20 protein-coding genes and 1 tRNA gene are annotated in these 21,133 nt (G+C 37.8%); 15 read left to right on the forward strand and 6 right to left on the reverse strand.

Features of this window, described 5'->3' with window-relative positions:
- Positions 1-10: 10 nt before the first annotated feature.
- Genes arsA through BTA34_RS12605 form a run of 3 tightly spaced genes read right to left on the reverse strand, consistent with a single transcriptional unit; the run spans position 11 to position 2,524 of the window.
- Entirely contained in the window at positions 11-1,762 is a 1,752-nt protein-coding gene (gene arsA / locus BTA34_RS12595) for an arsenical pump-driving ATPase (RefSeq protein ID WP_151435873.1), read from the reverse strand.
- Positions 1,763-1,775: 13 nt separating this feature from the next.
- Positions 1,776-2,141 (reverse strand): arsenite efflux transporter metallochaperone ArsD, encoded by a 366-nt coding sequence (gene arsD, locus BTA34_RS12600; protein ID WP_036968130.1) that lies wholly within the window; start codon positions 2,139-2,141, stop codon positions 1,776-1,778.
- 47 nt (positions 2,142-2,188) lie between these two features.
- Entirely contained in the window at positions 2,189-2,524 is a 336-nt protein-coding gene (locus tag BTA34_RS12605) for a metalloregulator ArsR/SmtB family transcription factor (RefSeq protein WP_036968128.1), read from the reverse strand.
- 264 nt (positions 2,525-2,788) lie between these two features.
- Between BTA34_RS12605 and BTA34_RS12610 the strand changes: the two genes are divergently transcribed.
- The 5 genes from BTA34_RS12610 (at position 2,789) to BTA34_RS12630 (ending at position 8,570) form a co-directional block, all read left to right on the forward strand.
- On the forward strand, positions 2,789-3,967 hold the full coding sequence (locus BTA34_RS12610; protein WP_151435874.1) for an ABC-three component system protein: 1,179 nt from the start codon (positions 2,789-2,791) through the stop codon (positions 3,965-3,967).
- Entirely contained in the window at positions 3,957-4,466 is a 510-nt protein-coding gene (locus tag BTA34_RS12615) for a three component ABC system middle component (protein ID WP_151435875.1), read from the forward strand. The genes BTA34_RS12610 and BTA34_RS12615 overlap by 11 nt, the downstream gene beginning before the upstream one ends.
- Complete coding sequence (locus tag BTA34_RS12620) at positions 4,466-6,433, forward strand: DUF3732 domain-containing protein (RefSeq protein ID WP_151435876.1); 1,968 nt, start codon at positions 4,466-4,468, stop codon at positions 6,431-6,433. Before BTA34_RS12615 ends, BTA34_RS12620 begins: the two co-directional genes overlap by 1 nt.
- Positions 6,434-7,143: 710 nt before the next feature.
- Complete coding sequence (locus BTA34_RS12625) at positions 7,144-7,551, forward strand: hypothetical protein (protein WP_151435877.1); 408 nt, start codon at positions 7,144-7,146, stop codon at positions 7,549-7,551.
- 161 nt (positions 7,552-7,712) lie between these two features.
- A complete protein-coding gene (locus tag BTA34_RS12630) occupies positions 7,713-8,570 on the forward strand; it encodes a reverse transcriptase family protein (protein WP_181480147.1) in 858 nt (285 codons plus the stop codon).
- Positions 8,571-8,813: 243 nt separating this feature from the next.
- Here the strand turns inward: BTA34_RS12630 and BTA34_RS12635 are convergent, their stop codons facing one another.
- On the reverse strand, positions 8,814-10,022 hold the full coding sequence (locus BTA34_RS12635) for a tyrosine-type recombinase/integrase (protein WP_151435879.1): 1,209 nt from the start codon (positions 10,020-10,022) through the stop codon (positions 8,814-8,816).
- Between the two features lie 196 nt (positions 10,023-10,218).
- Positions 10,219-10,295: transfer RNA gene (locus tag BTA34_RS12640), tRNA-Arg, on the reverse strand.
- A gap of 189 nt (positions 10,296-10,484) precedes the next feature.
- On the opposite strand from BTA34_RS12640, the gene folD reads away from it, so the two are divergent.
- The 4 genes from folD (at position 10,485) to BTA34_RS12660 (ending at position 13,846) form a co-directional block, all read left to right on the forward strand.
- Entirely contained in the window at positions 10,485-11,357 is an 873-nt protein-coding gene (gene folD, locus BTA34_RS12645; protein WP_151435880.1) for a bifunctional methylenetetrahydrofolate dehydrogenase/methenyltetrahydrofolate cyclohydrolase FolD, read from the forward strand.
- A gap of 3 nt (positions 11,358-11,360) precedes the next feature.
- Positions 11,361-11,573 (forward strand): ribosome-associated protein YbcJ, encoded by a 213-nt coding sequence (gene ybcJ, locus BTA34_RS12650; protein WP_023582608.1) that lies wholly within the window; start codon positions 11,361-11,363, stop codon positions 11,571-11,573.
- Positions 11,574-12,224: 651 nt separating this feature from the next.
- Positions 12,225-13,166 (forward strand): 1-phosphofructokinase, encoded by a 942-nt coding sequence (gene fruK / locus BTA34_RS12655; RefSeq protein ID WP_151435881.1) that lies wholly within the window; start codon positions 12,225-12,227, stop codon positions 13,164-13,166.
- A gap of 236 nt (positions 13,167-13,402) precedes the next feature.
- Positions 13,403-13,846, forward strand: a complete 444-nt coding sequence (locus tag BTA34_RS12660; RefSeq protein WP_151435882.1) for a hypothetical protein — start codon at positions 13,403-13,405, stop codon at positions 13,844-13,846.
- Positions 13,847-13,935: 89 nt separating this feature from the next.
- Here the strand turns inward: BTA34_RS12660 and cysS are convergent, their stop codons facing one another.
- Positions 13,936-15,327, reverse strand: coding sequence for a cysteine--tRNA ligase (cysS, locus tag BTA34_RS12665; RefSeq protein ID WP_151435883.1), 1,392 nt, complete (start codon positions 15,325-15,327; stop codon positions 13,936-13,938).
- Between the two features lie 374 nt (positions 15,328-15,701).
- Between cysS and ppiB the strand changes: the two genes are divergently transcribed.
- The 6 genes from ppiB to BTA34_RS12695 all read left to right on the forward strand — a co-directional run bounded on the left by ppiB (position 15,702) and on the right by BTA34_RS12695 (position 21,127).
- Positions 15,702-16,196, forward strand: coding sequence for a peptidylprolyl isomerase B (gene ppiB / locus BTA34_RS12670; protein WP_006533972.1), 495 nt, complete (start codon positions 15,702-15,704; stop codon positions 16,194-16,196).
- A gap of 12 nt (positions 16,197-16,208) precedes the next feature.
- The gene (locus BTA34_RS12675) at positions 16,209-16,931 is read left to right on the forward strand and encodes a UDP-2,3-diacylglucosamine diphosphatase (RefSeq protein WP_151435884.1); all 723 of its coding nucleotides are present in this window, start codon (positions 16,209-16,211) and stop codon (positions 16,929-16,931) included.
- Between the two features lie 134 nt (positions 16,932-17,065).
- Complete coding sequence (gene purE, locus BTA34_RS12680) at positions 17,066-17,587, forward strand: 5-(carboxyamino)imidazole ribonucleotide mutase (RefSeq protein WP_151435885.1); 522 nt, start codon at positions 17,066-17,068, stop codon at positions 17,585-17,587.
- A complete protein-coding gene (gene purK / locus BTA34_RS12685) occupies positions 17,584-18,651 on the forward strand; it encodes a 5-(carboxyamino)imidazole ribonucleotide synthase (RefSeq protein WP_151435886.1) in 1,068 nt (355 codons plus the stop codon). The genes purE and purK overlap by 4 nt, the downstream gene beginning before the upstream one ends.
- A gap of 123 nt (positions 18,652-18,774) precedes the next feature.
- Positions 18,775-20,034 (forward strand): CynX/NimT family MFS transporter, encoded by a 1,260-nt coding sequence (locus tag BTA34_RS12690; protein ID WP_151435887.1) that lies wholly within the window; start codon positions 18,775-18,777, stop codon positions 20,032-20,034.
- A 67-nt stretch (positions 20,035-20,101) separates the two neighbouring features.
- A complete protein-coding gene (locus BTA34_RS12695) occupies positions 20,102-21,127 on the forward strand; it encodes a mechanosensitive ion channel family protein (RefSeq protein WP_151435888.1) in 1,026 nt (341 codons plus the stop codon).
- The last annotated feature ends 6 nt before the right edge of the window (positions 21,128-21,133 follow it).

Consider the following 21,133-nt stretch of genomic DNA (forward strand, 5'->3'; position numbering starts at 1 on the left):
AAAATAAAACTTACTCTGCAAGCTGACTTAATGCAGATATCCCCACAGGCTCTGTTTCAAGCAAAGGAACAATAGCAACACGTTTTGCCAATGTTGATGTCACTTTTTTAATCTGAGCGACTTCCTGTTCAGCTCTTGAAAGTAACAATGGTGATGTTGTTTCTGTGATAGATAGGCTGTTATTGATTACCCACGCCCACGGATGTATATCTGCCCGTATTAAATCATTTTGTAAGTTCTCCGCCTCAAGCACAGGCGTAGTTTCAGCGAGTGTCGTAATAATAACTTTGGTGCGTTCAGGATCTTGTAATTGCATCATCGGCGTTAAATAATGACCTTTCTCGCCCATTTTTTTAGCAATTTCTTTATGGTATGCCCCTGTTGCATCCAGAAGTAATAATGTATGCCCAGTCGGCGCAGTATCCATGACGACAAAACGTTTACCCGCATCTCTAATGATGCGAGAAAAAGCCTGAAATACCGCAATTTCTTCTGTGCATGGAGAGCGTAAATCTTCCTCAAGTAATGCACGCCCCTCTTCATCTAAACCTTTCCCTTTTGTTTCTAAGACATAATGACGATAACGCTCAGTTTCAGCGATAGGATCAATTCGGCTAACTTGAAGGTTGGGTAAAACACCATCGAGGGTTGATTCAATATGCGCGGCTGGATCAGATGTGGTCAGATGTACATCAAGCCCTTTTTCTGCCAATTTAACTGCGATTGATGCCGCAATCGTTGTTTTCCCTACACCACCTTTGCCCATTAACATAATCAGCCCATGCTGTTGCTGAGATATTTCGCCAACTAGTTCTGACAAGGTAGGTAAAGAAATAGGTTGTTTTGTCGGGGTAATAGTTGGAATTTGTGGCATGTCATTAGATAACAACTGCTTAAGTGCATCGACACCCACCATATTGCTCTTTTGTAAATAAAGAATATCGACAGGTAACGAGCGTAGTGCTTCAGGTATAGACTCTAATGCCGCTTGTTCACGAGAGTAGAGCGCATGGGATAACTTATCATTTTCAGTCACCGCAGTTTCAGGGAAAACACCATTGACAATCAATTGCTGATTTTTGATACCCAGAGATGACAACTCGCTATAGGTTCTTGCGACTTCCCTCAATGCGGCAAACTGAGGTCGTGCAACCAAGACTAGCCTTGTTAGTGATTTATCACTCAACGCTTCCACCGCCATGCTGTACTGCTCACGTTGTTTATCAAGGCCAGACATTGGCCCTAGACATGACGCACCATCAGGATTGTCACTAATAAAATCACTCCACGCACTCGGGAGTTGTAATAAACGGATGGTATGCCCCGTTGGTGCGGTATCAAAAATGATATGGTCAAATTGCTCTGTAATTTCGGTATTGGTTAACAACCCAGTAAATTCATCGAAAGCTGCAATCTCTGTTGTACAGGCACCTGATAGTTGTTCCGTAATACTTTGAATTACCGCTTCAGGTAAACTTTCTTTGATTGGATTAATAATTTTGTTTCGATATTCTTCGGCTGCGGCTTGAGGGTCTATTTCAATAGCAAATAGATTTGGAACCAATGTTATTGGCTTAATCTGATTTCCTATTGATTGAGAAAATACCTGTCCGACGTTAGATGCAGGATCTGTACTCACTAGCAGGACTTTTTTTCCATCCTCTGCCAGCTTGATTGCTGTCGCACAGGAAATTGAGGTTTTACCCACACCACCTTTTCCAGTAAAAAATAAATAATTAGGTGTGTTATCTAAAAATTTCATTTTATTGCTCCTGTTAACAACACGTTTTGTCATTACCGCAACACGATTTAACTATTTCGGCTTTTTCAATATTCAGGCGAATACCAAACCATCTGGCTAACTCATGTCGTTTTGGGTATCGACCAGTCAGCACAATCTCACCATCCAGAATCAATAGTGGAAGTGACTCGGCACCTGCGGTTTCCAAAAATGTTTTTGCTTTTGTGTTGTTAACGAACGCCATTGGCTCTTGTGCTAAATTAAAACGCCTTATACTTGCCCCTTGTTTTTTTAACCAATCCACATCTGTTGCGAAGTCTACCAATGCTTGATCGACTTCTGTTCCACAAACACCAGTGCTACAACATAACGCTGGGTCAAAGACTTCTAGTTTTTTCATACCTCAACCTTATATATGTTTTTTCATATGTATTAATTTAAAAAATTTTATGCGGAACAACTACTCGCAGACTCTTTTGTCTCCAGACTCTTAAGCAAATCTGCAACTCTATTTTTCTCTGTGGCATAGGTGACATCAATGATACTTTTCACCCATGGTAGTAATGCTGGAGATAATCGATAATGAACCCATTTACCATGCTTTGAATCGAGCAAAAGACCTGATTCTCTTAGCATTGCTAGGTGTCGAGAAGTCTTTGGTTGCGATAAATTCAAGGCCGTATAGATATCACAGACACATAGCTCACCAGATGCTTTCAAAAGCAACACGATATCGAGCCTTGTTTGATCACCTAAAATTTTAAACAGTTGTAATGGTTCCATGTGTACCTCTTCAGTCTTTTCTTTAAATTATACCTAAAAGATACATTCGTCAAATCGAATATGTTTTTTATTTGAACAATTGATTCCTTTTTGTACTAGTCAATAGAGAAGATAAGAATCAATGATGATAACTACTAACACCCATCACAATGTGATATCCAATAATAGATACTGTATGTAATACCACTTGCATAATTTTCATTCAGTCATCAATATTGTTAATATTTATAAGCTTTTCGTTTCGATAAAAACAAGGATGTACACATGCATGAAGGAAAAACATCCCAATCAAAATCAAGTGCCGCAGGCCAATATTTAGGGTTTGCTCTCCAGCCAGTTCGGTTATGCTACTACTTACTGAGTGCTCCTGATGATGCATGTGTTTCACTCGAATACTACGATGATGTAGCAGTACACTATGCAAACAATGACGTACTACTAGAGCAAACGAAAAGTGCCTTAGCGCATAACCCTTTAACCGATTGGTCGGAAGATTTTTGGAAAACAGTATCTAACTGGCTCGATATACTCATAGAGCATGATATTTCCCACAATGCAGCAACCTTCCGCTACTACGTAACTCCTTTCAAACAAATTGGTACAATATGTACATTATTTGATGAAGCCAAAACCCAAATTGACACAGCAAAACTAATTATTAAATTAAAAGAAAACTTGGAGGAATTGAAGTCGCCCCCCAAATGTTTGCGTTATATAAATCGTTTTCTCAAAGCTACTCAGCAAGAACAAGAAGCGATAGCAACACAAATGACTATTATCAATAAAGCAGAGCCTATAGGCTTAATCCGTGAGCTCTTAAAACCAACAATTCCTGATAATCTAATTGAGCTGACGATCCAGTTCGCCATCGGAATGGCAAAAGAAAAAGCAGATAACCTAATCCGAAACAAACGAAATGCTATAATCTCTGTTAGAGAATTCAGAAATGAATTTTTATCATTTGTACAAAAAAATAATATTCCTGGTTATCTCCCAAGATTAAACTCACACATTAGTACATCAGATACTGAGGAAGTTCTTCAGCAAAGACCCATATTTATAAAACAGCTACAGTTAGTTGATTATCGTGAAGATCAACAACTCCGTGCAATTAGTGATCTTCTAAGGACAAACTCTGATCTTACAACTTGGGCTGAGTATGGGTTAATATTTGAGCAAGACATTTATGATTGGCATGATTCATTAATAAGACATTATGATGCAACATGTGATGAAGTAAATGTATGTTTCAGTGATACCCCTAAGATTGATAAAGGTAAAATTATATACAGCCGTTGTTCCACAAAAAATATATCCCTTGACCATTATATTATACCTGATTACTTCACGAATGGAGGGTTCAATATCTTAGCTGATGAACTTAAATTAGGCTGGCATCCAGATTACATTGAGCTCATTGGGGAAATAAACAATGAAAAATAATCATAATAATATTGAGTTCAATGATGCTACTTTAGTACAGAATAGTGCCATGGGGGCTTTTTTTATATGGTATTTTTGTTTACAGTACCAAAAATATAAACAAGAATCACCGTCCATAATCTTAGCCTTTTTGGTTCTCCCACTTATTCTGCATAAATCCACAGTAAAAATAATTTGTACAACAAACAAATCATCAGGAATTCATTTATTAGCAGGGAAATTGGGGAAACAAAGAGAAATATTACTATCGATTCATACCAGAGCCTTTCAACTTCGTTCCCTTACTTTAGAGTCTATAGGGATAGCTGAACTTTCTGGATTATTAAAAATTGAGATAGAAACAACTAACCTAACCGCACAAAACAAAAAGCACAAACTTTCTTTACCTTTACTCTCTGATGATTTAAATAAGCTTAAAACCTGTTGTGATAAATTAGCATATTGGTTTTCTGAAGAATCAGAACAACAAATAATAAGAACATTAATGGTGGATTTCTAATGTTTTTTCAAATAAAAAAATTAATTCTATGGCCTAAGAAAAACAAAAAGCCTCGCATTGTTGAGTTTGAACTGGGAAAGGTAAACATCATTAGCGGATCATCAAAAACAGGCAAATCCGCTGTTATACCAATAATTGATTACTGTTTATGTGCTGATAAGTGCGCAATCCCTGTTGGCGTAATTCGAGAATCGTGCTCTTGGTTTGGTATTTTAATTGAAACTACAGAAGGGCCTAAGCTACTAGCTCGTAAAGAACCAGGAACTCAACAGAGCACAAAAGAAATGTATTTTCTAGAGGGCGATGAAATTATAATCCCAGAGAAATCTCCCAAGAAAAACACAAATGCATCTTATGTTAAAACAGTTCTTGATCGTTTATCAGGATTATCAAACTTAGCTTTTGAAGCTTCAACTACTGATAATTTTCGTAGCCGCCCAGCATTTCGTGATTTAATGGCTTTTTTATTCCAGCCTCAAAATATTATAGCTAATCCTGATGTTTTATTTTTCAAGGCAGATACAACAGAACACCGGGAAAAGTTAAAAACAATATTTCCTTATATCTTAGGTGCTATCAGTCCTTTGGTTCTACAGGCAAGGCATGAATTAGATAAGGTAACTCGAAAGTTACACCGTAAAGAAACTGAATTAAAAATGCGTCAAGTTTCTAGTGATACTTGGCAATCAGAAGGTCGAGTTTGGCTCTTTCAAGCTATTGAGTATGGGTTACTTCCAACAGAAACCAACATTCCACTGGAATGGTCGTCTATACTTAAATTATTACAAGCCATTCAAAAAAAAGATCCTAATCTTGCGCAACCATCTGTTGACTCTATACAAAATATAGTCAACGAATTAAAAAATCTTCGAGAAAGAGAAACCAACATAGTAACGGAGTTTAATATATTACGTAATCAACTGATTGAAATTGAAAAATTGAATGAAAGTAGTGATTTATATAAGAAAGCATTAAATATAAAAAGAGAACGCCTTAGTTTATCTACCTGGATCAGAGATAAATACCATAGTGCTGATGTAACTGAATCATTAAATGGAACATACAGTTCTGATAAAATTCAACAGCTATGCCAAGCTCTAGAAGGTATTGAATTGCGTTTGCGCTCATACCCACAAATTAATCAATCACTGGGAAAAGAAACTTTATATCTTCGTACTCAACTTAGTGAATTAACGCATAAGCTATCACTCGTACGAGAAGAAATAAAATTACTAGAATTAGCTTCAGAGCAGGCAGGTAGGTCCAATAGGCAAAATGAGCTAGTAGCTCACTTTCTTGGTCGCTTGGAAGAAGCTATGCGACTATATCAAACTACCGATACATTAACTCCACTAAATAATGAAATTGAAGAGCTAAAGAAAGAACAAAAGAGATTGTTTAAAATTGTTTCTGAAAAGGATATAGCAAAAAAACTCGATAGTGTCCTGAATAAAGTACAGCGAAATATTGGGAGAATACTACCTTATCTAGATGGTGAGTGGCCTGACTCCCCGGTTAGTTTAATTATTCCTGATCTAACGGTAAAAGTTAATAGAGGGGGACGAGATGACTACCTTTGGGAAACTGGCAGCGGAGCAAACTGGTTAGCTTATCACATTGCAACCACCCTCGCATTGCAATGGATTTTTTCACAACTAAAGCACCATCCTGTACCAGGATTGTTAATTTACGACCAACCAAGCCAAGTATATTTTCCTGTTAGAAAAGCAGAAAAATCAGCGATAGACAGTAATGATCCTCACTGGCAGGATGAAGATATAGTAGCCGTAAGAAAAGTATTTAACACATTGGATATGTTCATATCCGCTACTAAAAAAGAATTTCAAATTATTGTATTAGACCATGCCAATGAAGACGTTTGGTATGATTTAGATAATGTTCACTTAGTAGAAGAATGGAGAGGGAAAGCTTTAGTTCCTTATGAATGGAAAGATGAATCAATCTAAGACAAGCAATACCGAAAATATCGCTAAAACATTAACAATGCACTTACCATTTATTAAGGAGGTAATTTGAAAAGAAACATGACATCAGTCTTTTTAACTGAAGAAAGTCGGTATATTGATGCAAATGAATTTTTAGATAACGCAGATCAAGAAACTATCTTTCTGTTTCGGAGAAAACTTGAAGAGAACCGAATGTCAAACCCCATAGCATTATGCTGTGAATGCTTTCAACCAAAGGATGAAAGCTGCGATTATTGGTACTAAATCTGATGAATTGCGCACTATTTTTTTAAATTTAGATGATACATATTTACACTGGTAAGAGGTTTTTGAAATACCAGCATTAGGCTCAACAGTACAAACATCTGTGGTGCAATTTAGTAGCGAACCTTTATATACAGTATATAGAAGCCAAATCATATAAGGCATGCGAATAACGAGTGCTAGAAGTTGAACAGTAGAATGCTATCGATATTTGAGCCAAAGGACTGTCTTTTGACTCCAATTTTCTCCTTTCCAGTGTTGCAAATCAATCATGCCGACTGCGTGGCACAACTTACGTTATGAACTTAATCTCTGTACGATACTTGTTGTGGCCAAAGCATTTTTTTGTTATCAATTAATTGGATAGTACTTGTCAAGTATGAATATACCATAATTGTTTTTCAATCTTATTTAGTTTGTTTTATTTCTTTTTCTGAGGAAAGGATATGGACTGGAGTGTTGTTGTGACATCGGTTTTGGCTGGTGGGATCGTTGGACAGATATTTACCGTCTTTTGCACTAATTACCTAACGAAAAAGCGAGAGTATTATAAGTGGCGTTTGGTAGAGAGGCATAAAGCTATAACTGGACTTTTCGATATTCTCACATCTAATCCCCATGACTTGAACGAGCTATCTCAATGGTCTCATAAAGTTCGAAATGCATCGATGAAAATCCATTTATTATATAGAGATGGAACAGCTCCTGAAAAAGTTGATCAGGCACTCGAGGTTGTATTTAAGCTGGTACAGAAGAGAAAAGATGGCTTAGATGATTCGAATTGGTCTTTGCACTTCAAGGAATCGGTTTCAAATTTGAGAAAAGAATTATCAAACAATCTAGATGCTGATTGAGTGAGGCCATTTAAGTATGAATGATAGAGTTGACAGTTTTAGCTCTGAGCCTAATGCTAAAAAGCTAATCCACACAAAGCAGGGAAAGGCTTGGTTGGAGCAATTTGAACTAGCAGATAGAGAGGTTGCTATTTTTGTAGCGAATACCCGACCCTACTTTATTGCATGTTCAACGCTGGATTAATGAATTCATATTAAAGCCAGTTCCGGTACATCAGGCTAGTTTCGCATTTAATCCAGGGAGTTCGATAAAAAAGTGCGCAGCTAAACACTGTGGTGCTAATTGGTTAATTAAGTTAGATATTACTGACTTTTTTGAATCAATATCAGAAATTCAAGTGTTTCGACTTTTTCGTGAATTTGGGTATCAGCCATTAGTAGCTTTTCAACTGGCGAGAATTTGTACAATAACTACTACAGAAATGAGCCCAAGAAGCCAACTCAATAACTGGAAAGTAAGAAGTAAGAATAAAAATATACCTAAGTACAACCAAAGGATATTGGGTTATTTGCCGCAAGGGGCTGCTACTAGTCCTATAATCTCAAACTTAGTAATGAGAAACCTTGATAGTGAGTTTTCTAAAATTGCCAGAAAATATAAGCTAGTTTATACAAGGTATAGTGATGATATTATTTTTTCTACGAGAGCAAATACGTTTAAACGAGACTCTGGAAGAATACTCATTGCTGAAGTCTACAATTTGCTGAACCTATCTGGCTATAAACCTCAATATCGGAAAACTAAAATAATCCCTCCTAGCGCTAAAAAGGTTGTATTGGGATTAAACGTAGATGGTTCTGCTCCTCGTCTTCAAAAAGAATTTAAGGATAATATTCGTCAACACTTTTACTACATCGAGACTTTGGGACTTAGTGAGCATATTGTGAATCGCGGCTTTGATACGGTCTGGGGATTCAAGTGCCACCTAAAGGGATTGATAGACTATGCCAATTCAATTGAGCCGGAATATGCAGGGAAGTTAATCATCAAGTTTAATAATATTGACTGGCCTGTTTAGCAATATAAGGTTAAGCAGAGAATGTAATTTAAATTGTGTATTTGCCTACTTTTAATATGTTTATCCCAATTTAAAAGTAGGCAGATTATGGACAAAGAAACTTAAAGCATTTGTAGCAGAGTTCACAAAAAGCATTAAAACCGAAGCTAATCTCAATCAGTTTACTCGAACTCTCACAAAATTAACCGTTGAAACCGCATTAAATGTTCAGAATACTTATCCAAACATAAAGATAGCTAATTCTCACTTAAAATTCACACTAACCACATTCCCTACCCCACACTCCAACTCATCAATATAATCCGCATACCACTGGATCATCTCTCTTCTGTTTTCAAGATACTGAGCATGGTTATACGTTCCACGGATCGTATTCTTATCAACGTGAGCAAGTTGAAGCTCAATCCATGCAGTATTGAATCCCTTCTCATGCAAGATAGTGCTCATTGTGTGCCTAAAACCATGTCCAGTTGCTTTTCCATGATAACCAATACGTTTAAGGACCTGATTAACACTCGCTTCACTCATTGGCTTGGTAATGTCATTTCTACCAGGGAATACCAACTTATAGCGTCCTGTAATGGCTTGAACTTCACGTAATGCCGTGATGACTTGAGTCGATAATGGAACAAGATGTGGGCGGCGCATTTTCATTCTTTCTTTGGGGATCTCCCAAATACAGCGTTCGAAATCAAACTCACCCCATTCTGCTAAACGTAGCTCAATAGTTCTCACACCTGTTAACATCAGGATTTTAGTTGCTAGCCGAGTAATTGGGCTACCTGAATAATGATTTAATGCATTAAGAAATTCAGGTAATTCGTTTGCAAGCAAATGTGGATAGTGTTGTGCTTTGGGTGGTGTTAATGCGCTAGCGAGTTCAGAGGCGGGGTTGTATTCTGCTTTGCCTGTCACAATAGCGTATCTGAAGACTTGGTTACATGCTTGACGGATCTTACGTAACTTGTCTAGTACTCCCCTTTTTTCTAGTTTACGCAGCGTACTGAGTACCTCTAGTGGCTTTATTTCAGCTATTGGCCTTTTACCTAGATCAGGGAAGATATCATTTTCAAATGACTCCATCAGATCTTCAGCATAACCTTTCGACCAGTTTGGCTTTTTATATTCGTGCCACTCAAGGGTTACTGCTTGAAATGTATTATTAACCGCCGATTTGCGTTCTATCTTTTCAAGCTTTTTCTGTTCTGAAGGATCAATGTTGTTAGCTATTTGACGTTTTGCTTCATCTCTACGCTGTCTTGCATCCGCTAAAGAAATTTCAGGGTAGACGCCAAGTGCTAATGTTTTTTGTTTTCCGTCGAATCGATATTGTAACCGCCAGTATTTAGAACCATTAGAATGCACGTAAAGGTGCATCCCTTCACCGTCAGTGAGTTTGTATCCTTTATCGGCAGGCTTTGCCGTTCTTACCTTCACATCTGTTAGTGCCATATAGGAACTCCCATGAGTTTGTGTTGGTATAAGAATTCATTGAACCTGTATGTACCAACGCATATACCAACAAATATTACTTGATGTAGGTTGATATAGGTAGACGTCAGTTGAACGAAGAAAGGTTAAAATCAGCTAATTCACTGAATTTTAGGCATAAAAAAAAGACATCGGTTGATGTCCATTGACTTCGAAATGGTACGCCCTACAGGATTCGAACCTGTGACCTACGGCTTAGAAGGCCGTTGCTCTATCCAACTGAGCTAAGGGCGCCTAGAAGAACTTAGACGTCAGCAAGAGTGCTGATAACGGATGTGAATTATACGTTCAACATTCTGAGAGTCAACGCTTTTTCAACGATATCAAACTATATGGTTAAAATATGGCAAGTATTCGACTGACAGATTGCTCTTGATCTGACAAAATAGACCAATACCGTAATTGAATAATTTGGATGTATAGATGTCAGCAAGAATTATAGATGGGAAATCGATTGCGCAGACCATCAGAAGCGAAGTTGCAGAAAAAGTAAAACAACGTATTAATGCAGGAAAACGAGCGCCTGGTTTAGCTGTTATTTTAGTGGGTGATAACCCTGCATCACAGATTTATGTTGGAAGTAAACGCCGTGCTTGTGAAGAAGTAGGCTTTATTTCTCACTCTTATGATTTACCAGATACGACCAGTGAAGCTGATTTATTAAATCTGATCGACCAGCTTAACGAAGATAACACTATTGATGGTATCCTTGTTCAGCTCCCTTTACCTGCCGGAATTGATAATGTTAAGGTTTTAGAACGCATTCATCCTGATAAAGATGTCGATGGCTTTCACCCTTACAATATCGGTCGCCTATGCCAACGCGCACCTAAATTACGCCCTTGCACACCTCGCGGCATTGTCACACTGCTAGAGCGTTGTAATATTCCTATGAATGGCTTAAATGCCGTTATCATTGGTGCTTCAAATATTGTTGGTCGCCCAATGAGCTTAGAGCTATTACTTGCAGGTTGTACAACAACTGTTACTCACCGTTTTACTAAAGATCTGCGTTTTCATGTTGAGCACGCAGATTTAGTCGTTGTGGCGGTAGGAAAACCTAATTTTATTCCTGGCGAGTGGATTAAACCGGGTGCAATCGTGATTGATGTCGGTATAAACCGTCTTGAAAGTGGTAAAGTTGTCGGAGATGTTGATTTTGAAGCAGCATCTCAACGTGCGGGCTGGATTTCTCCCGTCCCTGGAGGGGTTGGTCCAATGACAGTTGCCACACTAATCCAAAATACTTTGCAAGCATGCGAAGAATACCACGACCCTGAAACAGGAAATAATTAATCGATGGAAACATTTCAATTAGATGGGCACGACTATGTCGAGCTTTGTGATTTATTAAAACTTCAAGGTTGGACTGAAAGCGGAGCTGCTGCTAAAAGTGTCATTGCTGAAGGTTTAGTGAGTGTTGACGGTGAAGTTGAAACCCGTAAACGCTGTAAAATTGTTGCTGGAAAAGTTGTCACCTTTGGTGAGTTTTCCGTTAGCGTCAGCAAATAATCAGCAAATTAATTAATATTGAAAAAGCGTGACTATCTCAGTCTCGCTTTTTTTCTTTTTAATCCTTTTTCGCCTTCAATGTGCTTTTTCTTCCTCTTTTTTCTTATTTATTCATATTTAAAAAAATAAATACACATAACTTATTGAATAAAAACAAAATTATAAAATTTACTTTAATATATTTAAATTTAGAACATCATTTTTAAGCCTATCTATGGTTATAATCTCCTTTCAGAGTTCAGCAGATTGTACATTTTATAAAAAAATAGATAAAAAGAAGTGCTATAAGTTATTATTTTATATATGGATAACACTTTTTAACCATTACTGTAAAACTTCAGCAACAAACCTTTTTATTGATACTTTTATCCGTTTATTCATGTTTAAATGCACTAAAATGTGATTTTGATCTAATTTATTTCTACTTTCATTAGGCAAAAGAACATTGTTTGTACTAAATTACAGGTTATAATTTGAAACGATTCAGCTTAATGATACTATTTTAGTTGTTATTTTGTGATATTTACGTATTTTTTGCCCTTTATCTAACAGGAGATTTTATGCTCGGCTTACCCACTCAAGGTATCTCTGTCTTTGCTAAATTACAGCAAAAATCGATGCCTGTTCTTTTATTTAAGGTAAGGAACTAGCATGAAACACAGAGTAGCAACCATCACACTTAACCCTGCATATGATCTTGTTGGTTTAAGTAATCCTATTGAACTTGGCGAAGTTAATCGTGTTAAAACGGCTGGCTTCCATGCCGCGGGCAAAGGCATCAATGTGGCTAAGGTTTTAAAAAGCCTTGGCGTTGATGTCACTGTTGGCGGTTTTTTAGGTAAAGAAAACCAAGATGGATTCCAAAAAGAGTTTAGTGACTCAGGTATCGCTAACCGTTTTCAAATGGTTGAAGGCCGTACTCGTATTAATGTCAAACTTACGGAACCTAATGGCAAAGTGACTGACTTCAATTTTTCTGGTTTTGAAATCACAAAACAAGACTGGACACGCTTTGTTAACGACACGCTAAGTTGGGCGGGTCAATTTGATATGATTTGTGTCAGTGGCAGTGTTCCTCCTAGCGTTGATCTCAATGATTTCACTGCATGGATGACTCGCTTACGTAGCGAATGTATGTGTTTGATCTTCGACAGTAGCCGAGATGCTTTTGTCGCGGGATTAAAAGCCTCCCCTTGGCTTGTTAAACCTAATCATCATGAATTAGAAATTTGGGCAGGTAGACCCTTACCTGAACTTTCTGATGTTGTGCAAGCGGCACAAGCATTACGTCAGCAAGGTATTGCTCACGTTGTGATTTCATTAGGTGAACAAGGCGCGATGTGGGTTAATGCTTCGGGTGCATGGATGGCGAAACCACCTAAGTGTGATGTCGTAAGTACAGTCGGAGCTGGAGATTCAATGGTTGGTGGCTTAATTTATGGTTTAATGATGCGACAAACCAGTGAACACACCTTACGTCTTGCTACTGCCGTTTCTGCACTTGCTGTAAGCCAAACCAATGTTGGTATTCATGATCGCGAACAATTAGCAAAAATGATGGCAGAAGTAGAATTAACCCCTCTAAAATTATAATCAATAACATTCAGTGGTAAATTGAATAATATTAAGTAGAATTACCACTGCTTCAATTAAATATATTAACGCTAGGTTATAAAAATCAAAAACAGAATCTCTTTAATTGATTAATATTTATTTATTATTAAATCAAACTTTATTTTTTCTATTTCTTCGATAAACTTCACTTTAATAAAATTTAATAAAGATATTCTAAAACCAATAAAAACTTATTTCTGTTTTTAGGAGAAGTTATGGAAAGGCCCATAGTACTTTTATGGATCCAAGTTATTTCAGTATTATTTTTAGGTATAAGTTTGTTTATATTAGTTGCTGGAGCACCAATTTATTTATTAGCAATGGCAATGGGTGGTGGCCAAACAATGCTAGTGGGGTTGTTCATCATGCTGTGTCTAATTATAACAATGATAATGCAAGTTACAGCATGGATAAAACTCGCTAGAAATAGTAGAAATGCTTACTCTTTTTTAAAAATTTCATGGGCATGCTTATCTATTTCGATCTTTTTTATACTGAGTATTTCGATGTCATTAACAAATATGCCTGAAGTTGGCTTTGTTGTTTTTTCTATTATCGTTATCTTAACGCATCGACTCTTTTTCTCTGAAAATGTGATTGCTTATTTTAAATATAAACAAAAAGATAGAGAAAGAGAAACGAGTGTTATTAGTCAATAAGTTAATCATCAGACAAAAAAATATCGGATATTAAATATCCGATATTTTTATATTAAACACGCATTAAGTATAATCACTCAATTGTCGTATCAATTATTACGACGCCAAACTGTTCCTTGAGGACCATCTTCTAAAACAATCCCCATCGCGGTTAACGCGTCACGAGCAACATCAGCCGCTGCCCAATCTTTATTTTTACGAGCATCATTACGCTGTTGAATTAATAATTCAATTTTTTCAACTTCACCCGCATCATCCGCTTTAGCACCACTTTGTAAAAAGTGCTCAGGCTCTTGCTCTAACAAACCTAATACTTTAGCAAGCTTACGTAATACTGCGGCTAAGCCATTCGCTGCATTCATATCAACCAATTTTAGACGATTGACTTCACGCGCTAAATCAAACAAGACTGAATAGGCTTCTGGTGTATTGAAATCATCGTTCATAGCGTCAATAAATTGCGCTTCAAACGCTTCGCCACCCACAGGTTGTGCATTTGCATCAGTGCCACGTAATGAAGTGTAGAGGCGCTCTAATGCAGTCCGAGCCTGTTTTAAGTTTTCTTCAGTGTAGTTAAGTTGACTACGATAATGACCTGATAATAAGAAATAACGCACTGTTTCAGCATCGTAATAAGCTAATACATCACGAATGGTAAAAAAGTTATTAAGTGATTTAGACATTTTTTCTTTGTCTACCATCACCATACCAGAGTGCATCCAGTAATTAACGTAAGGACCATCATGAGCACAAGTAGACTGCGCAATTTCATTTTCATGATGAGGGAACATTAAGTCTGAGCCCCCCCCATGAATATCAAAATGATGTCCTAACTCTTTACTATTCATCGCAGAACATTCGATATGCCAACCTGGGCGACCTTCTCCCCACGGAGATTGCCAGCTTGGTTCACCCGGTTTGGACATTTTCCATAAGACGAAATCCATTGGATTGCGTTTTACGTTAGCAACTTCAACTCTAGCTCCGGCTTGTAGTTGCTCTAAATCTTGGCGAGAAAGTAAGCCATAATCAGGATCGGTATCAATCGCAAACATCACATCGCCATTGTCAGCAACGTAAGCATGTCCACGTTTAATTAGCGCTTCTGTTAATTCAATAATTTCAGCAATATGGTGTGTTGCACGCGGCTCTGAATCAGGGCGAGCAATATTTAATGCATCAAAGTCTTTGTGCATTTCAGCTAACATACGAGTGGTTAATTGCTCACATGTTTCATTATTTTCGATCGCACGTTTGATGATTTTATCATCCACATCCGTTACGTTACGAACATAGTTAACATCGTATCCTAAATAACGCAGATAACGGGTTATGGCATCAAAAGCCACAAATGTACGTCCATGACCAATATGGCATAAGTCATAAATAGTGATGCCACACACGTACATACCTATTTTACCTGCATGGATAGGTTTAAATTCTTCTTTTTGGCGAGTAAGAGTATTAAAAATCTTTAGCATCAGTGGACGTTCCCGTTTTCAACTGTACGTGTTTATTACGTTTTTATATAAAAGAAAATAACAACTACTATAACATGATATTAATTAGGATATTGGATCTTGAAGGCAAAGCAAACTCAAGATTAAGGTTTTATCTTACTCTGCTTAGCGCTTATTTTCACTGTTCAATCGTTGATAGCAAACAATCAAACTTCTATTATTTGGCTAAATTTTGGCGAAAAGTGTTTTTTCCCTCTATTACTGATTTATTTAGCAAGAAAAAGTGGAACGAGAAAAAGATGCATACTGACTAAATTAGGCAACTGTGGTATAAAAACGGGACTGTTGTTTATGCCCAAATCTGGGTAAAGCTAAAATTATATTAGGATCTGAATATGGTTACTTTTCATACCAATTACGGCGATATCGTGATTAATACATTTGCAGACAAAGCACCTGCAACCGTAGAAAATTTTTTAGACTACTGTAAAGAAGGATTCTACGATAACACTATTTTCCACCGTGTCATCAATGGTTTTATGATCCAAGGTGGTGGCTTTGAACCGGGTATGAACCAAAAAGCGACCAAAGCACCTGTAAGAAACGAAGCAAACAATGGCCTAGCAAACAACCGCGGTACATTAGCAATGGCTCGTACAAACGATCCACATTCTGCTACTGCTCAATTCTTTATCAACGTTGCAGACAACGATTTCTTAAACTTCCGTGCTGAAAATGCAAATGGTTGGGGATATTGTGTCTTTGCTGAAGTTGTTGAAGGCATGGACGTTGTTGATAAAATCAAAGCGGTTTCTACTGGTCGTAGCGGTTTCCACCAAGATGTTCCTCGTGAAGATATCGTCATTAAAAGTGTAACGGTTAGCGAATAAGCCTCACTTTTTATGTGTACGCTTTTTATTGCAGACCTGCATTTAAGTGAACATGAACCGGCAATCACTGCCGGTTTTCTTCGCTTTTTAAAAGAACAAGCCATTCATGCAAAAGCACTTTATATCTTAGGCGACTTTTTTGATTTTTGGATAGGTGATGATGATCCTAATCCTTTACATCAACAAATTGCTCAAGCTCTGATGACGCTAAAAAAGGCAGGGGTGCCTTGCTATTTTATTCATGGAAATCGTGATTTTTTAATTGGCTCTCGTTTTGCAAAAGAGAGTGGTATCACCATACTTCCACAAGAAAAAGTGCTCGAAATTGAACAGCATCGTATCTTAATTTTACATGGCGACACGCTTTGTACTGACGATGAAGCTTATCAACGCTATCGTAAAAAAGTACATAATAAATTTATTCAGCGCCTATTCTCACTACTCCCTCTATTTATTCGACTGCGTATCGCTGACAAAATGCGCTCACGTAGCCAGCACGAAAATCAGTACAAATCAGATGTCATTATGGATGTTAACCCGCAAGCGGTGATAGACACTTTTAAGCATTTCAATACCGAATGGATGATCCACGGTCATACGCATCGCCCAGCAATTCATACCGTCAACATTGATGATAAAATACATTATCGGGGTGTATTAGGTGCTTGGCATACTGAAGGTTCTATGTTTAAAGTGACTGCGGAAAAAATAGAACTTATTCAATTTCCTTTCTAAGTTATTTTGCTTATTTTCTTCAAAAAAAGGTCTTTTTTTCTTTACGCAAACGTTTTCCTGTGCGTGTTAGCGTGATACTATCATGCTCAGTTTATTAGGCTATATCCGTTTATGCTTACAGGAGCAGTTAAGTAATGTCTTCTCAAGTTGGTCTAAATACCTCTTCCGCTCGTATCGCCATTGTAATGGGTTCTAAAAGTGACTGGGCAACAATGTCCCATGCCGCTGATGTACTAGGCGCACTACAACTTCCTTATCATGTTGAGATTGTCTCTGCACACCGTACCCCTGATAAGCTATTTAGCTTTGCAGAACAAGCAAAAAGTAATGGCTTTGATGTCATTATTGCAGGAGCAGGTGGTGCAGCCCATTTACCGGGAATGCTCGCAGCAAAAACACTCGTTCCTGTATTAGGTGTTCCTGTTCAAAGTGCAGCATTAAGCGGTGTTGATAGCCTTTACTCTATTGTGCAAATGCCAAAAGGTATTCCTGTGGGGACATTAGCAATTGGGAAAGCAGGTGCTGCCAATGCAGCTTTATTAGCCGCTCAAATTTTAGCATTACACTCCCCTACTATTTTTGAAGCACTAACAGCATGGCGCACAGCACAAACTGACGATGTATTAAATAACCCCGATCCAAGGGAGGCACTATGAAGCCAGTTTGTGTTCTTGGAAATGGTCAATTAGGGCGAATGCTAAGACAAGCTGGAGAGCCTTTAGGAATTGCCGTTTATCCAATAGGATTAGATGCCGAGCCAGAAGCCGTTCCCTATCAAAAAAGTATCATCACAGCAGAAATTGAGCGCTGGCCTGAAACTGCACTCACCAAAGAGTTAGAACGTCATACTAACTTTGTAAACCGTGATATTTTTCCATTGCTTGCAGATAGATTGCCTCAAAAACAGCTTCTCGATGAATTGGGCTTAGCAACAGCGCCTTGGCAGCCATTAACATCACCAACACAATGGTCTGATATCTTCGCTCAACTAGGTGATTTTATTATTGTAAAGCGCCGTGTTGGTGGTTATGACGGTCGTGGTCAATGGCGCATTCATCCCGGTGAAGAACAGCAATTACCGGCTGAAATTTATGGTGAATGTATTGTTGAGCAAGGTATTCCCTTTTCAGGTGAAGTCTCATTAGTGGGTGCCAGAGATTGTAGCGGAAACTGTGTTTTCTATCCTTTAACTCATAATCTTCACCAAGATGGCATTTTACGCATGAGTGTGGCATTACCAACCCCTGCATCAGAACTACAACAATCAGCAGAAAAAATGCTGACAGCCATCCTTAATAAGCTCAATTATGTCGGTGTAATGGCAATGGAGTGCTTTATCGTTGGTAATAAATTACTTATTAACGAATTAGCCCCTCGAGTTCATAACAGTGGGCATTGGACACAAAATGGTGCCTCAATTAGCCAGTTTGAGTTACACCTACGTGCAATTTTAGATTTACCGATGCCAAAACCTGAGGTTTGCCAACCAGCAGTAATGGTTAATTTGATTGGTACTGATGTCAATCCTCAATGGCTTTCATTGCCATTAGTTCATTTACATTGGTATGAAAAAGAAGTTCGCCCCGTTCGTAAAGTGGGTCATCTCAATCTTGTGCATCGCGATAATACCCCCTTAAAAGAGACACTCAAATCATTAAGCTCCATGCTTGATGATGCCTATCAGTACCCTATCAAATGGGCTTTAGAAAAATTAAGCTAGCAGTCCGACTCATAAAGTTAGAGAATAATAGCCTTTAAACGAACAGACCTCAGATAAAGAGGTCTGTTATTCGCTATTTTCTCCTGATTATTCAGGTTACTGCACCCATTTGCTGGAGTCAGGATGCAAGTCACGCAACAGATTTTTGGACCCGTTTATCAGTGGAGTATGCTGATATTATTGGGTTTTGTGTATTTTTTAGCTACCGCAACCACATTTACTTCTTTAGGTGTTGTTCTTCCTAGCATGATAAACGAGCTAGAGTGGAACTGGACTCAGGCAGGTCTTGGCTTTACGCTATTAGGATTAACCTGCGGTCTTGCGAGTTTTTTACCTACGTTATTGATCCGTAAATTAAATGTTCGTCTTACACTATTTATCGGATTGATCATTTTTGTCAGTGGCTTCTATTTTCTTTATGAAACATACACTATTGCGCGTTATTTTCTTGGTACTGCACTGTTAGGTATTGGTTTTACGCTACTGGCTACCGTACCCGGTACTTATGTTATTTCTCGCTTATTTGAAAAACAGTCCTTTGCCTTTGGTGTCTATTTTACCATTGGTGGATTAGGTGGTGTTGCGGGGCCTTGGATCTACTTTTTAGCAACTCATTTGTGGCATACATGGCGAATGCACTGGCTTATTTCAGCAATCACACTCACCGTTGTTACTCTTATCACTATTTTATTTTTACGCGAAGGTAGTAAAGAACAAGAACACGCAAAAAAAATTAGCCAACTTCAAACCACAAAACGTATCTATCAAACTAAAGAGATTTGGACAGCCCGTCATGCTTTAAGAACATGGCAATTTTATGTTATTGCTGCGACTTACACGGCCTTTTTATGGTGTGGGATCACGGTCAATAGCTTTGCTGTTGCACATATTATTGAAAATGGTTTTGGTGAAACGATTGCCGCGACACTATTAAGTAGTATGGCATTTATCAATGCTTTCTCGCGCTTAGCGGGTGGCGCTATTGGTGAATGGTTAGAACCTAAAAAACTACTTATTGCAAGCTTAAGTATTATCATCATTGGGTTGCTCGCGCTAAGTATGGCGAATTCTTGGGTTTACCTGATCTTATTTACGGTTTGTGTTGGTATTGGTTATGGAATGACGTTCTTAGCATCAAGTATATTGCTTGCTAACTATTTTGGTCGCTCCCCTTACCTTGAGCTATTTTCAGTGATGAATTTAATTTCAACACTGGCTTGTTTAGCGCCATTCTTTGCCGGGGCAATCAAAGATATTTCAGGTAGTTTTACACCTGCATTCTTGATTTTAACCCTACCTGTTTTACTGATTTTAGCGGTTACTCTGTTTATGAAACCACCGGTTTACCCTAAATTTCAGCATGCAAGTGAGCAAGAAAAGTAACGATTAAATAAGTAAGATAGCGAGCTTCGTATTATAAAAACGCATTTTCTAAGGAGACGTTAAGCTGATGAATGATGCATTAATAATAAAATACTCAATAGGTGTTGGCATAGCTTTAGCCTGTCTTGTGGGTTTTGTCATCGTATCTCTTTTTCATGACAAAAAGAAAAAACGTCGCAGAAATATTATTATTCATATCAGCCAAGCGGTCTTTCTCTGTAGTTTAGTCATTATCTTAAGCCAATATTGTGAAACGGCTGTCGTTGATTTTAATCTCCATTTTATCTCTTTTAGGATGATTAATTTCTTTACCTATGTCGCTATCGCATTAATTTTAATGCGTAAATTTTTCTTATTGATTAATTTATTAGAGAAATCACAAATTAAAAAAGGGAGCGATCCTACTTCAGCTCGTATTATTTCTCGCATATTTAAAATCACCCTTTTCGTCATTATCATCTTACTGTTTGGTGAGCACTTTGGTATGAGCTTATCTGGTTTAATGACCTTTGGGGGATTAGGCGGTATTGCCATTGGTATGGCAAGCAAAGATGTGATGAGTAACCTTTTTTCAGGGGTGATGCTCTATTTTGATCGCCCTTTTAATATCGGGGATTGGGTACGTTCTCCTGATCGTAATATTGAAGGCACCGTGGTAGAAATCGGTTGGCGTATTACGAAAATCATTACCTTTGATCATCGTCCCCTTTACATTCCAAATTCTGTTTTTTCCTCTATTAGCGTAGAGAATCCCGGTAGAATGACCAATCGACGCATCGAAACAGAATTAGGTTTACGTTATGAAGATTCAGATAAAATTGGTGTTATCGTTGAAGATATTCGCACCATGCTAATGCAAAATGACAAAATTGATACGAAACAAACCTTATTAGTCTATTTTAATCAATTTGCAGACTCTTCACTCAATATCATGGTGTATTGTTTTACCAAAACGACAGTCTGGGCGCAGTGGCTTGAAGCTCAACAAGAAGTCTATTTGAAGATGATTGAGATTGTGCATAAACATGGCGCTGATTTTGCCTTTCCATCTCAAACGGTCTATATCGAAAAATCTTCTCCGATTAGCCAATAATAGAAA

Source organism: Proteus sp. CD3 (genome assembly GCF_008808075.1).
GTDB lineage: Bacteria > Pseudomonadota > Gammaproteobacteria > Enterobacterales > Enterobacteriaceae > Proteus > Proteus appendicitidis.

Bases quoted from the DNA above. Each gene is read 5' to 3' on its own strand.
- BTA34_RS12635 (WP_151435879.1), bottom strand. From the start codon at position 10,022: ATGGCACTAACAGATGTGAAGGTAAGAACGGCAAAGCCTGCCGATAAA.
- BTA34_RS12605 (WP_036968128.1), bottom strand. From the start codon at position 2,524: ATGGAACCATTACAACTGTTTAAAATTTTAGGTGATCAAACAAGGCTC.
- arsA (WP_151435873.1), bottom strand. From the start codon at position 1,762: ATGAAATTTTTAGATAACACACCTAATTATTTATTTTTTACTGGAAAA.
- BTA34_RS12660 (WP_151435882.1), top strand. From the start codon at position 13,403: ATGGAAAGGCCCATAGTACTTTTATGGATCCAAGTTATTTCAGTATTA.
- BTA34_RS12610 (WP_151435874.1), top strand. From the start codon at position 2,789: ATGCATGAAGGAAAAACATCCCAATCAAAATCAAGTGCCGCAGGCCAA.
- BTA34_RS12625 (WP_151435877.1), top strand. From the start codon at position 7,144: ATGGACTGGAGTGTTGTTGTGACATCGGTTTTGGCTGGTGGGATCGTT.
- arsD (WP_036968130.1), bottom strand. From the start codon at position 2,141: ATGAAAAAACTAGAAGTCTTTGACCCAGCGTTATGTTGTAGCACTGGT.
- purK (WP_151435886.1), top strand. From the start codon at position 17,584: ATGAAGCCAGTTTGTGTTCTTGGAAATGGTCAATTAGGGCGAATGCTA.
- BTA34_RS12695 (WP_151435888.1), top strand. From the start codon at position 20,102: ATGAATGATGCATTAATAATAAAATACTCAATAGGTGTTGGCATAGCT.
- folD (WP_151435880.1), top strand. From the start codon at position 10,485: ATGTCAGCAAGAATTATAGATGGGAAATCGATTGCGCAGACCATCAGA.
- ppiB (WP_006533972.1), top strand. From the start codon at position 15,702: ATGGTTACTTTTCATACCAATTACGGCGATATCGTGATTAATACATTT.
- BTA34_RS12620 (WP_151435876.1), top strand. From the start codon at position 4,466: ATGTTTTTTCAAATAAAAAAATTAATTCTATGGCCTAAGAAAAACAAA.
- cysS (WP_151435883.1), bottom strand. From the start codon at position 15,327: ATGCTAAAGATTTTTAATACTCTTACTCGCCAAAAAGAAGAATTTAAA.
- BTA34_RS12675 (WP_151435884.1), top strand. From the start codon at position 16,209: ATGTGTACGCTTTTTATTGCAGACCTGCATTTAAGTGAACATGAACCG.
- purE (WP_151435885.1), top strand. From the start codon at position 17,066: ATGTCTTCTCAAGTTGGTCTAAATACCTCTTCCGCTCGTATCGCCATT.
- BTA34_RS12690 (WP_151435887.1), top strand. From the start codon at position 18,775: ATGCAAGTCACGCAACAGATTTTTGGACCCGTTTATCAGTGGAGTATG.
- BTA34_RS12615 (WP_151435875.1), top strand. From the start codon at position 3,957: ATGAAAAATAATCATAATAATATTGAGTTCAATGATGCTACTTTAGTA.
- fruK (WP_151435881.1), top strand. From the start codon at position 12,225: ATGAAACACAGAGTAGCAACCATCACACTTAACCCTGCATATGATCTT.
- ybcJ (WP_023582608.1), top strand. From the start codon at position 11,361: ATGGAAACATTTCAATTAGATGGGCACGACTATGTCGAGCTTTGTGAT.